The organism is Pseudarthrobacter sp. W1I19, assembly GCF_030817835.1.
Classification (GTDB): domain Bacteria; phylum Actinomycetota; class Actinomycetes; order Actinomycetales; family Micrococcaceae; genus Arthrobacter.
In genome coordinates, this window is record NZ_JAUSZR010000001.1 from 3,241,786 (window position 1) to 3,254,420 (window position 12,635).

The following is a 12,635-nucleotide window of genomic DNA, read 5'->3' on the forward strand; positions in this document are numbered from 1 at the left end:
GCTCTGCCGACGCATCCACGCGGGTCATTCTCACCGGACCTTCGCCTTGGCCACGGTGATCGTGATGCGGCCCGTCACCGCGTCGGGGCTGACCCCGTTGGTGGCGGTCACCCTGAACGTGAACTTGCCGGCCTTGGTGGGGGTTCCGGACAGCACTCCCGTGGCAGCGTCCAGGCTGAGGCCTGCAGGCAGTGCACCGGAGGACACCCGCGAAGGTCGGGGCAGGGGCACCCGTGGCGGCAAACGTGTAGCTGTAGGCTGCACCCGTTTTCGCCTTTGTGGGCGGTGTGGCGGCGGTGAACACCGGCCGCGCTGCGTCCACGGTGATGACGGACACCATGTTGGACGGGGTGTTAACGACGTAGACACGCGACCTGTCCGGGGCGACCGCAACACCGGTCGGAGACGTCCCGACGGGGATGGTGGAGGTCTCCTTATGCAACGCCACATCGATGACCGACACCGTGTCCGCACCGGAGTTCGTGACGTAGGCTGTCGACCCGTCCGGGGCAATCGCAACACTGTCCGGGTCCCACCCGACCGGGATGGTGGAAGTCACCTTGCCCCTGGCGACATTGATGACCGACACAGAGCCGCCCTCGTTGTTGGTGACGTAGGCTGTGGACCCGTCCGGGGTGAACGCAACGCCTGTCGGAGACGACCCGACCGGGATCGTGGAAGTCATCTTGCCCTTGGCGACATTGATGACCGACACCTGGTTGGAATCCTGCCCGTTGGTGACATAGGCCTTCGACCCGTCCGGGGTGAACGCTACGGCATTCGGAAGCGGCCCGACCGGAATTGAGGAGGTCATCCTGCGAGAGGCCACGTCGATGACCGACACGGTGTCGGACCTGGCGCTGGTGACGTAGGCCGTCGATCCATCCGGGGCGAACGCAACGGCGGTCGGAGCCGCCCCGACCGGGATGGTGGAAGCCACCATGCCCGACGCCACATCGATAACCGTCACAGTGTTGGAACTGGCGCTGGTGACGTAAGCAATCGACCCGTCCGGGGCGAACGCAACACCGATCGGAGACTCCCCGACCTGGATGGAAGTCACCGCGCTCGAGGCGACATTGATGACCGACACCGTGCTGGAATCGAAGTTGGTGACGTAGGCTTTGGACCCGTCCGGGGTGAACGCAACATTCCTGGGGCTTGAACCGACCGGGATCGGGGAGGTCACCGTGGCTGCAGCGGTTGCGGGGATATTGCCAACCAGCATGAGGGCCGCCAGGATCATACCGGGGATGGCCGCACGCCGGCCGCGAAGGCGGGCAGCGGACGAACGCATGGCAAACAGGCGTTTACCCGGGCGCAGTGCTTTGATGGCTTGGCTCGAAGATGGACCCTGGTATCGCCTGGACAATGTACTGATTAGCTGCATCACGTTTCCCCCTGTTTGAAGAGCGGATTCTGTTGTGGCGCGTTCCTGCGGCCTTCGGAAAATCACCTGTCGTCGCTGACGGCCGGAAAGGTTTCGGCTCAACCTTGCGCCGAAACCAACGGATGCCGGCAGACGACCCCTTTAACGGTGGACGACATAACGGCTTGAGCCGGAGTCTAGAGGCCACGCAAACCCACGATCACCGTGGCCGGTACCTGTCTTTTGGGATGGAACTACCTGTTTCCTCGACAGACCGTTCCCCCCCGCGGCAGTAACGCGCCAGTAACGCCTCCGGCGGTGTAATGCCCGCAGGGTCTGGGCTCGGTCGCAGAAGGTCGTGGGCAATGACTAGTTCTCTCCCGAACGCTACGGGCCGGATCTTCATCAGTTACCGGCGGGAAGAGACCGCCTACCCGGCCGGCTGGTTATATGACCGGCTTGCGGACCGTTACGGCGGCGGCCAGGTCTTCAAGGACGTCGACTCGATCCAGCTGGGCGACGACTTTGTCGAGTCAATCACCAGGGCCGTGGGGTCCTGCGACGTGGTGCTCGTGCTGATCGGCGATGAGTGGCTGACCATCACTGACGAGCATGGCCGGCGCCGGCTTGACGACCCTGACGACTTTGTACGCCTTGAGGTCCAGGCTGCCCTGACCCGGAACGTCCGGGTGATCCCCATCCTGGTGGACACGGCCAGGATGCCGCGCGCCGACGAGTTGCCCGAGAGCCTGGCCAGGCTGGTGCGCCGGCAGGCCCTGGAATTCAGCCCGGCCCGCTTCGAGTTCGACACCAGCCGGCTCTTCAAGGTCCTGGACAATACTCTTGCCGAGGTGCGGAGAACCCAGGACGACGGCGAGACTGCGGCAGCGGCAGCACCTCCTCCAGCCCCTGCAACGGACCGTACGCCCCTCCGCGAGCAAACTGCCCACACCGAAACATCGCGCCGCCGGCCCCTCTCCAGGCGCGCGCTTCTGCTAGGCGGGGCCGCCGCCGCCGTCGTAATCCTGCTGGTGGTCCTGGTGGTCGCCAATCTCCAGACGAGGCCATCGCCAAATGCCAACCCTGGTGATCGGCAGGCACCTGTCAAGGAAGGTGGCGGAATCGACGTCGACTCCTCCCCCGTCACGAGCGAAGACGGGATTCAACTGACGGGGCTGCAGGCGGCCAGCCGGCGGGATCCCGATCCTCCCCGCGTCGGTGACACCATCACGGTGAGCTACGCCTTGACCAACACCACGGACCAGCGCCTGCAACTGGAGTACACGTTTGTTGGAGCCCGGGATGCGGAAGGGGAACACCACGATGCCGAGGAGATGAACGAAGGAAGAGCCCTCGAGCCCGGAGAAACCATCAATGCCCAGGGCAGGGTCCTGCTCACCAGCGCCGGCAGCTGGGAGATGTGGCCGTGCTACGTGCTGACCGGGGAACGCTTCTGCCCGGATAAGTGGCAGGTGTTCTTTGTCCTTGCCGAGTAGCTGACTTCAAGGGAAGGGAAAGCCCATGGCGCGCCGCGAGGATGAACAGGAACCGGCACGGCCCATCACGGCAGTGCGCACTCCCGTCGCTGAGGATCCCACATGGGACCGGCTGGAGGACCAGATCAGCTGGTATGACGGCAAGAGCGCGGACAACCAGCGCTACTACAAGTGGCTCAAGCTGCTGGAACTCGCGGTCGCCGCGGCGCTGCCGGTGGTGGCCGGCATAGGCAGCCCTGTCCTGGTGACCGGCGCACTGGCCGCCGTCATCGTGGTCCTGGAGGGCGCCCAGCACCTCTATCAGTTCCAGGAGCGCTGGATTACCTACCGTTCCACCGCTGAGGCCCTCAAACACGAACGCTACCTGTACCTTGCCAAGGCAGGGCCGTACCTGCGTGCGGACCGACACCAGCAGTTGGCAGAGCGGATCGAGGGCCTGATCTCCCAGGAACACGCGAAATGGACCAGCAGCCAGCAACAGACCCCGAGCCACTCGGAGGAAGCGCGGTAGCCAGGATTCCCTCCCCGGGCCAGCAGCAAGGGACGGAACGACGACGGCGGGACTGCGTTCCGCCGTCGTCCTCCGTCAGTGCCGGCGAACGGCAGCCGGTTCCCGAGGCAGGTGCTCTGCCGACGCGTCTGCCGGGTCATTCTTGAAGCCCCGTTGTACCGCCGCGACGGCTTCGACGGCGGAGCGGGGGCTCGTGAGGACAGGTGTTTCGAGGCCGGCCAGCAGGGCGGCGGCAGGTTCCATGCTGGCCTGGGCGAGGACAACGACGTCGCAGCGGCCGGCGAGCCCACGAGCCGCCTGGGCGATGCGTGAGTGGTAAGCCTCCGCGTCTCCGGCCAGGAAGGCGTCCCACGCACCCTCCACCACGCTGACCTCAAGGGTTATGTCAGTTCCCGCGTCCGCGGCCTCCTCGGTGAGGACACCGGTGGTTGGCTCGATGGTGCTCGTGAGGGCCACGAGGACTCCAATTCGTGGGCCGAGGGTCACGGCCCGGCGAAGCATCGGCCGGTCGATCCTGATAACGGCCAGTCCGTCAGCCGACAGGTCCTCCGCTACCTCGCCCAGCGTGGAGCAGGTGCACAAGACGATTCCGCATCCAGCATCGCGAAGTTCCGCCAGATGGGCGGCGACGACGGCACGTACCCTCTCCGAGGTCCCGTCCTGCCGGGCAAGCTCCAGGGCTTCGGGATCCACACGGTGAATCGTAGAGGCGGACGGCAGATGCTTACGGGACAGGGCGTCGAATGTCGCCACGTGGACCTGCGCCGTATGGAGGAAGCCGACCTTGCCAGCGGCGTCGGGTCTAAGTTCGGTCATGCAGCACGACTTTAACAGAGCGTGCGGCAGGGCGCCGATCCCAACCGGCGCGCTGGCTAGGGAAGCGGCGGCTTGACGGCGTTGTACGCGTTCACCCGGCCACGCGCCCAGTCGGTCCCGATGACGCCAACTGGGTCCGTGCTGGATTCGACCTTCTCGCGAATGGCCGAGTTCGTCCAGCCAGGGTTGGCGCTGCGGGCGAGCGCAACGACGGCGGCGACGATTGGTGAGGACATCGACGTGCCGCTGCCGATGTCATAGCCCCGGGAACGGTTGTACTCCCTGGCAAGGACAAATTTGTGGTTGGGGAAGGTGGAGTAGACGCTGACCCCTGGCGCTGCGATGTCCACCCACGCGCCATACGTGGAGAACAACGCCTTGTTGTCGTTATTGTCGGTTGCCCCCACGGCAATGACGTTGGGGTAGGCGGCGGGGTAATTCATGCTGGTGTTTCCACCGTTGCCGGCTGCAGCAACGAGCACCACGCCAGCATTCCAGGCGTTGTTCACCGCAGTCTCCAGAGTGGTTGACGCCCCAACAACCAAGCTCATGTTGATGACCCGCGCACCATTCTGGACTGCCCAGTTGATGCCGTTCGCCAGGCCTGAGCTGGATCCCATCCCCGTGTCGCTGAGGATTTTTCCAGCCAGGATGGTGCATTCCGGGCAAACGCCGGCTACGCCCATGCCGTTGTTGGCGAAGGCAGCCACGATGCCGGCTACGTGTGTGCCGTGTCCGTAGTTGTCCTCGTTGTTTCTCGATGTGGTGAAGTTGGCCCGTGCAACCACTTTCGGGTTGATGTCGGGGTTGTCGGTTGCGACGCCGGAATCGAGGACGGCAACTTTGATCCCGCCGCCCTTCGTGACGTTCCAAGCTTCGACGGCGTCCACATCAGCGTCCTCCGCGCCAGCGTCTATTGTGATCTTGCGGTCTGTGTTCTGGAACGATTGGCCAGTGTTTTCCAAGGCATACTGACGGTCAAAGTAGGTATCGTTTGTGGCCGGAGTGACCACGTAATCCGGTTCCGCATATTCAACGGCCGGGTTCCGGCTGAGTGCTTCAACGAGCTGCAATTCCTTTCCCGCCGGCACCGTGATGAGGTGCGCACCGGTGCTGCCGACGCCGGGCCCGTCACCGAGGCCGTGCGGGCGGAGGACTCCCGGGGCAGCGGCGCTGTCGCGGAACTTTACGAGGATCTGCCCCGCCGTGATCGAGGGGCCGGGCGCGGCATTGCCCGGGACGACGGCGCCCAGCAGGGTGCCAACAACCATAACAAGAGCGGTGAGACCGGCCAGCACGAGTTTTTTCATAGGGTCATCTTCCGCGCACGAGCACGTGGTGGATAGGGGGAAAGACCCTAATGTCCCGCAGCTGCAGAGTGGGGCGAGCGCCGCCGTCGTACTTCCACGTGGCAGGGCGGAGGACGGCGGGAGCACCGCCCGCCGTCGTCCCGCCCCTACGGATGCACCAGCTACAAGAGGACAGACATACGACAGGAAAAGTGCTTGCAGAAAAGTTTCCTATTGACAGGAAAAGTTTCCGCAACCTATGGTGAATGTGTTGCACATCTCATCACTTCCAGGAGGATCCGTGAGCTTCACGTCCCGCAGGGTCACCATGGCCGACGTCGCCAGCGCCTCCGGCGTTTCCATCGGCACGGTCTCCAAGGCGCTCAACAAGCGGGGCCAGTTACGTGAAGATACCCGGGACCGTGTCCTCGCCGCGGCGAGGGAACTCGGTTTCGAGGCCCCTGCGGCGGAAGGCAACGCCAACGACGTCCTCACCATCGGGCTGGTGACCTCGGACGACATCGGACGATTCAGCATTCCCGTGATGTACGGGCTGGAGGATTCGTTCGGCCCGGAGCAGGCATCCGTGCTCATCAGCAACTCCCGGGGCGATCTGGTCCGCGAGCGCCACTGCGTGGAGACGCTGGCCTCCCGCAATGTGGATGCGATCGTGGTCATGACCAACCTCACCGGCCCGCGCACCCCACTGCCCCCGACATCGGTCCCGATCGTCTATGTCATGGGACATTCTTCCGACCCCGAAGATATGTCCGTGGTGGTTGACCAGGTGCAGGGGATGCTCCTGGCACTCGAACACGCAGCCAACCTGGGCCATAAGAACATCGCCTATGTAGCAGGGCCGCGCCAGGACTACTCCGCCCGAATCCGGGCCCAGGCCGTCCAGGAACATGCCGGAGCCTTCGGGCTGACCCTGGTGGGCGACCGTCCACTCTACGGAAACTGGTCCGAGGCCTGGGGCAGGCAAGCCGCACAGATGCTGCGCCAGCGGGTGGAACCGGTGGACATCGTGCTGTGCGGAAGTGACGAAATCGCTCGCGGCGTGGCAGACGGACTCCGCGAGGCAAACATTGTGGTGCCGCATGACGTCGCAATCATCGGCTTCGACAACTGGGCCGCAGCGGCCGTGAGCTGCCGGCCTTCCCTGACAACCATCGACATGAACCTTGAGGAACTGGGCCGCGCAGCAGGAACACGCGTCCTTGAAGCCATCGGCGGAAACAGCAGGCCCGGCGTCGAAGAACAGCCTTGCCAGCTGATCGTCCGCGATTCCACTTAAACACCCATCCAGCTCCACCAAGTCAACGACCACGAGGGACCAATGATGCACTCCCCACCGGCCGGCCTTCGCCGCGCCAAAATTTCCCCCGACGGCGGCAGCCGGGACTTCAGCCGCCGCTCAGTACTTACGCTTGGAGCCGCAGCCGCGGCAGCGGCGTTCGGCCTGTCAGGATGCTCGGCTGTCCTGCCCGAAACCGATGTGGCTGCAGTGAACTTCGGGAAGAACCCGTCGGGCACCATCCGCTTCTGGTGCCGGGCCACGGCCTTCAAGCCCGCCCAGCTCATCGTGGACAAGTACCACCGGGCCCAGCAGGCAGTGAGGATCCAGCTCACCGTCCTGCCGGAGGGCCAGATGACCACAAAGCTCGCCACCGCGATCCGGGGCGGCTCCGTGCCGGACGTCGTAGCCCCTGACTCTGTCACGACTCCCGTTTTCACCACCCGGGACGCCTTCACGGACCTCACACCGCTGATCAACGGGCTCCCCTACGCTGAGTACCTGAACAAGCCGCTCCTGGACGTGGCCTCCTTCGACGGAAGAATCTACGGGCTCCCGGCCCTTTCCAACGTTTCCCAGCTGTTCTGGAACAAGGAACTCTACGAACAAGCTGGGCTAAACCCGGAAAAGGGCCCAGGCAACTACACCGAATACCTGGAGCACGCCGCGGCGGTTCAGTCCATCAACGGCGCCTCCGGAGTGACCTTCACCGGTAACTCCGCCGGCATCCTTGGCTATGTGATCCAGCCGCATTTCTGGGCAGACCAGAGCCCGTTCTACACGGGACCGCTGGGCCGGCAGCAGGCGGCAGTGCTGGGCAACGAGCCGCTCCGCAGGACGCTGGAGCTCTACCGCAGCTTCTACGCCCAAGGATTCGCCCAGCCAGGGGCCGAGGCAGACTCCGGTGCGGCGTGGGGGCAGGACTTCCTGAAAGGAACTGTAGGGCTCTTCCCGGGGTCCTACGACCTGGTGGTAGGGGGTGCCACGCCTGATTTCCTGGACAAGCTCGGTGTCAGCGCCTTTCCGGGACCCGACGGAAACTTTTCCCAGTTTTCCGGCGGAGCCGTGTTGTCCATCCCCCGCGGCGCCGCGAATCCGGGCGCCGCCTGGGATTTCATCCGCTTCGTGGGCGAGCTTGAACAGCAGTCCGAACTGGCCGCCTTGGGCTGGTATCCGGTCCGCAGCGACATCCTCAAGACGGGCTTCACCGAGAAATTCCCACTTATGGTTCCGGGCATGGAGCGCATGAACGAAGGCTTCGCTGCTCCTACAACGCTGTACACACAGCTCACCAACACCGTGCAGTCGCCTTGGCTTGCGATGTTCCGCGAAGCAGTCTTCAGCAAAGACGCCCTCGATGACGTTCTTCACCGGGCGCATGAAGAGACTGCCCGAGTTCTGAAGGTGAATCAGGCATGAAAACCGCAACCCCGTACCAGACCCAACCCCGTGCCGGTGAAAAGGCACCCCGGCGCGCATCGCGCCGCGATTCCTACACCGGCATGCTGATGCTCGCCCCGGCCGTGCTCCTCGTCGCTGTTTTCGTCATCGTTCCGCTGGTGTTTGCCGTGGTCATCTCCCTGACCAACTGGCCGCTGGTGGGCGAAGTGGAGTTCAACGGGATCGAGAACTACGTCACCGCCTTCGCCGACACCGTGTTCTGGGGATCCATCCTCTACACGCTGGGTTTCGCCGTCATCTCCACAGCCCTGGGGATCACCGTGGGCTACCTGCTCGCCATGCTTGTCCGCTCCAACCGCAGAGGTGCCGGGCTCATCCGCACTGCAGTGTTCCTGCCCTACGTCATCGGCATCACCTCCTTAAGCTTCGTGGCCATCCTGGAGTTCCGGCCGGACAGCGGCGCGCTGGACCAGCTGCTCCTTAACCTCGGCATCACCCCGGCGCCCACGGCCTGGCTCCTGGACGGCACCAGCGCCACAGTGCTGATAGTCCTCCTGGGCGCCTACGTGGGCGCCGGCTTCACCATGATCATCCTTATGTCCGGCATGCAGAGCATCCCGGACGAACTCTACGAATCCGCCCAGATAGACGGCGCCGGACGGTGGAAGCAGGAATTCCTGGTCACTGTGCCGCTGCTCAAGCGGTACCTCGGGCTGCTGACGGTGATGGGCTTCATCGGCGCCATCCTCGCCTTCACCCAGTTCTTCATCATCACCGGCGGAGGCCCGGGAACAGACACCCTCACCACCATGCTCTACGTCTACAACAAGGCCTTCGGCGACCTGCAGGTGGGTTACGCAACCGCCTTGTCCTTCGTCGTCGTCGTCATCGCAGCAGGCCTCACCCTCATCCAGTTCCGCGTCATGCGCGAGGACTGACAAACACACTCTTCGTCCGGGTCCGATCAAAGGAGATATCGTGACAACTTCCATCCAAGCGCCGCCGCGGGTTACATCGCGGCTGGCCGGCACTCCCCCTAACGCCCCCCACGCGAAAAAAGCCACTGCATCGGCACGGTTCAGGACGGTACTGTACGCGCTCATCGGCACCGTGGTATCGGTACTCTTCGTTGCCCCGGTCCTCTGGTCAGTCCTCCGTTCCCTTCAGCCCGGAGACCAGATTGCGGGCCCTGCGGCGGGGCAATCGTTCACGGACCTGTCCCTGGACAACTACATCGGCCTCATCAACAACATCGGCGCCGGCTCCTACATCTGGAACAGCCTGACCATCGCGCTGGGCTCCGCGGTGCTGAGCGTGGTGGTCACTACCCTTGCCGCCTACGCCCTGGTCAACTACCCGTTCCGCGGCTCGAACCTGGCGTTCGCGCTCATCCTGCTGACCATGATGGTCCCCTTCCAGGCCATCCTGACGCCGCTCTTCCTGGAGATGAACGCCCTGGGCCTGACGGACTCGCTGGCCGGGATCATCGTTTTCCACCTCACCTTCAACCTCCCCTTCGGCGTCTTCCTGATGAGGAACTCCTTCGCCCAGATTCCGGCAGAGGTTGTGGAAGCGGCACGGATCGATGGCGCGGGTCCCCTCCGGATCCTGTTCTCCGTACTGAGGCCAATGATTGTCCCCGGAGCCGTGACCGTATTCCTCTTCGCGTTCCTCGGCGCCTGGGGAGACTTCATCGGTGCGCTGACTTTCCTGACCCGGCAGGAGCTCTTCACACTGCCCGTGGCGGTGGAAAATGTCGCGTCCGGCGCGTTCGGAACGGTGAATTACGGCTACGTCATCGCAGGCGCGGTATTGCTGATGCTCCCCTGCCTCATCCTCTACGCAGCCGTCCAGCGGTACTACGTGCGGGGCCTCGTCGCGGGGGCCGTCAAGGGCTAAGAACCCGCCGTCCCGCTCCTCACACACCCAAGCCAAGAAAGCCGCACTTCCCATGCACCCCACCACCGCCTTCGCGGAAACTACCCTGCCGCCGTCGTCCTTCCCTTTGAGCAGCGTCCGGCTGCTGGCCGGCGACTTCAAGAACGCGCAGGACACCAGCATCCGCTATGTCCTGGCACTGGACGCCGACCGCCTCTGTGCGCCCTACCGCAGGGAAGCAGGACTTACGACGACGGCGGCTGCTTACGGCGGGTGGGAATCCGACGGCATGGGAGGACACATCGGCGGGCACTACCTCTCTGCCTGCGCGCAGCTGTTTGCGGCAACGGGCGATGCCCGTTTGCTCGAGCGGCTGCAATACGTCCTGGGCGTGTTCGAAGAGTGCCAGGACGCGGCCGGCACCGGGTACCTGGGCGGGGTTCCGGGCGGGCGCCGCCTCGGCGACGAACTCCGGGCAGGAGAGATTGATGCGGACATTTTCACGCTGAACGGGCGCTGGGTCCCGCTGTACAACCTGCACAAGACCTTTGCCGGGCTCCTCGATGCCTACACGTATGCCGGGGCGGAATCCGCCCTGCGGATGCTGACCCGTCTGGCGGACTGGTGGCTTACGGTTTCGGCCGGCCTGGACGATGCCTTGTTCGAGGAAGTCCTGGCCACTGAGTTTGGCGGCATGAACGACACCCTGACGTCCCTTGCCCAGCTGACGGGGCGGGAGGACTACCTGCGCGAGGCCGATCGTTTTTCCCACCGGGCCGTCCTGGAGCCCCTGGCCGCGGGCCATGACCGGCTGGACGGGCTGCACGCTAACACGCAGATACCCAAAGTGGTGGGGTACGAACGGTACGCGCAGGCCACGGGCAGCCACGAGCACCTCAAAGCGGCAGACTTCTTCTGGCACACCGTCACCCGTCAGCGGACTGTATCGATCGGGGGCAACAGCGTCCGGGAGCATTTCCACCCGTCGCGCGATTTCACCCCCATGATCCTGGACGTCCAGGGGCCGGAGACCTGCAACACCTACAACATGCTGAAGCTCGCCAAGCTGCGCTTCGAGCGGACCGGCCACCCCGCAGCGGTGGCGTTCTACGAGCGCGCCACCTTCAACCACATCCTCTCCTCCCAGCACCCGGAGCGCGGCGGGTTCGTGTACTTCACGCCGATGCGTCCGTCCCACTACCGGGTGTACTCCACCGTCCATGAGTCCATGTGGTGCTGTGTGGGCTCCGGCCTGGAAAACCATGCCCGCTACGGTGAGCTGATCTACAGCCACAGTGGCGGCGACCTGGCGGTGAACCTCTATATCGCCTCGGAGCTCACTTGGGCCGAACGAGGCGTGACGGTGCGAATGGAGACCGTTTTCCCGTACTCCGACACCGTCCGGCTGAGGGTCACGGCGGACAGTCCCACAGCCTTCACCCTGCAGCTGCGCCGCCCGGAATGGGCGACGGCCATGGAGATTCGTGTCCAAGACGCTGCCGGCGGGCGGCCGCATGCGCAGGCAGTGGAGGGGGACGCCGGCTTCGTCCATCGCGTGTGGGAGGGAACCACCACGGTCTCCGTCCGGCTGCGGGCCGACATCACTGCCGAAGCCTTGCCCGACGGTTCTCCCTGGGTTTCCTTCCTCTACGGCCCAGTGGTCCTCGCCGCCCGTGAGGGAACCACCGGTGTGGAATCTTTCGAGGCGCCGGACGAGCGGTTGGGCCATGTTGCCTCGGGTTCCCAGGATCCCTTGGCCGGGACACCAGTGGTGGTGGGAGTAGACCCAGCGGCCGCCGTCGAACTGTCCAACCGCGCGGACCTTACTGCGGAACTGACCGCCGTCCGGAATGGCGCAACCGTTCGGCTCACGCTCGAACCGTTCGCCGGGATCCACGACGAGCGCTACACCGTGTACTGGCCCACGGGTGCCTCCGCCGCCGGGGTACGGACGGCCGAACTTGCCGCAGCTGATGCGGCCACGGCCACGAGTGGCGGTGTGATCGACGCCCTGACCGCCGGTGAGCAGCAGCCGGAGGCCGACCACTTCTTCGCCGGTGAAGCCACCCGGGCCGGCGGCCAGGACGGAGTGCACTGGCGCAACGCAACGGGCTGGTTCTCATATGTCCTCAGGGATCCCAACGGAAGGGCCGCCTCCTTGAGGGTGAGGATGCGGCCTGATACAGGACGCGGGCAGCGGATCAGCCTCAACGGTGTGCCGCTGACCGAGGCATTGAGTTCCGGCACGGATCAGGGCACTGAGGTTATTGAATACGCCGTTCCGGCAGAGGCAAGGACTGAAGAGTCCGGGGCACTCGTGTTCGCCGTCCATGCCCTCTCCGGCACCGCCACCGGCGACCTGCTCTCCGTCGAGTTGCTCGGGGAGGCGGGTTGATGGGGTTGCTTGGTCTTCCGCTTGGTCGGGTGCCAGCAACTGCCTTTTACAAGTAGGCCACTAGCAGGTGATCACACTCAAGGCAATGAAGGCTTGGCGAATGGACTCCTCGGAAAGCCGCGCCAGTGGGACACTCGACCGCCGGCTGGCAAACTGTGTGCGCCTCAGGTGGGAATGATCCGG

At 64.6% G+C, this 12,635-nt stretch carries 10 protein-coding genes and 1 pseudogene; 7 read left to right on the top strand and 4 right to left on the bottom strand.

All coding sequences use genetic code 11. The features are described from left to right. Positions 1 to 30: 30 nt before the first annotated feature. Positions 31 to 450: an Ig domain-containing protein gene (locus QF038_RS15110; RefSeq protein ID WP_307613495.1), complete on the bottom strand. Its 420-nt coding sequence runs from the start codon at positions 448 to 450 to the stop codon at positions 31 to 33. Continuing rightward, positions 371 to 1,390, bottom strand: a pseudogene (locus QF038_RS15115) (beta-propeller fold lactonase family protein); the annotation flags it as partial. The pseudogene QF038_RS15115 and the gene QF038_RS15110, both read right to left, overlap by 80 nt. Before the next feature lie 344 nt (positions 1,391 to 1,734). Between QF038_RS15115 and QF038_RS15120 the strand changes: the two are divergent. After that, entirely contained in the window at positions 1,735 to 2,865 is a 1,131-nt protein-coding gene (locus QF038_RS15120) for a toll/interleukin-1 receptor domain-containing protein (protein WP_307610879.1), read from the top strand. 25 nt (positions 2,866 to 2,890) lie between these two features. Further along, on the top strand, positions 2,891 to 3,376 hold the full coding sequence (locus QF038_RS15125) for a DUF4231 domain-containing protein (protein ID WP_307610880.1): 486 nt from the start codon (positions 2,891 to 2,893) through the stop codon (positions 3,374 to 3,376). Between the two features lie 75 nt (positions 3,377 to 3,451). On the opposite strand, the gene QF038_RS15130 is transcribed toward QF038_RS15125, so the two are convergent. After that, positions 3,452 to 4,192, bottom strand: a complete 741-nt coding sequence (locus tag QF038_RS15130) for an aspartate/glutamate racemase family protein (RefSeq protein WP_307610881.1) — start codon at positions 4,190 to 4,192, stop codon at positions 3,452 to 3,454. Between the two features lie 56 nt (positions 4,193 to 4,248). Continuing rightward, positions 4,249 to 5,502: a S8 family serine peptidase gene (locus tag QF038_RS15135; protein WP_307610882.1), complete on the bottom strand. Its 1,254-nt coding sequence runs from the start codon at positions 5,500 to 5,502 to the stop codon at positions 4,249 to 4,251. Positions 5,503 to 5,782: 280 nt separating this feature from the next. On the opposite strand from QF038_RS15135, the gene QF038_RS15140 reads away from it, so the two are divergent. The 5 genes from QF038_RS15140 to QF038_RS15160 are packed head-to-tail and all read left to right on the top strand — an operon-like array spanning position 5,783 to position 12,452. Beyond that, positions 5,783 to 6,778: a LacI family DNA-binding transcriptional regulator gene (locus QF038_RS15140; RefSeq protein ID WP_307610883.1), complete on the top strand. Its 996-nt coding sequence runs from the start codon at positions 5,783 to 5,785 to the stop codon at positions 6,776 to 6,778. Positions 6,779 to 6,820: 42 nt separating this feature from the next. Beyond that, on the top strand, positions 6,821 to 8,197 hold the full coding sequence (locus QF038_RS15145; protein ID WP_307610884.1) for an ABC transporter substrate-binding protein: 1,377 nt from the start codon (positions 6,821 to 6,823) through the stop codon (positions 8,195 to 8,197). Beyond that, positions 8,194 to 9,117 carry a carbohydrate ABC transporter permease gene (locus tag QF038_RS15150; protein ID WP_307610885.1) on the top strand — a complete coding sequence of 308 codons (924 nt, stop codon included), beginning with the start codon at positions 8,194 to 8,196 and terminating at the stop codon, positions 9,115 to 9,117. Before QF038_RS15145 ends, QF038_RS15150 begins: the two co-directional genes overlap by 4 nt. Before the next feature lie 40 nt (positions 9,118 to 9,157). After that, the gene (locus tag QF038_RS15155; protein WP_307610886.1) at positions 9,158 to 10,078 is read left to right on the top strand and encodes a carbohydrate ABC transporter permease; all 921 of its coding nucleotides are present in this window, start codon (positions 9,158 to 9,160) and stop codon (positions 10,076 to 10,078) included. Between the two features lie 52 nt (positions 10,079 to 10,130). Next, positions 10,131 to 12,452 (top strand): beta-L-arabinofuranosidase domain-containing protein, encoded by a 2,322-nt coding sequence (locus QF038_RS15160; RefSeq protein WP_307610887.1) that lies wholly within the window; start codon positions 10,131 to 10,133, stop codon positions 12,450 to 12,452. The last annotated feature ends 183 nt before the right edge of the window (positions 12,453 to 12,635 follow it).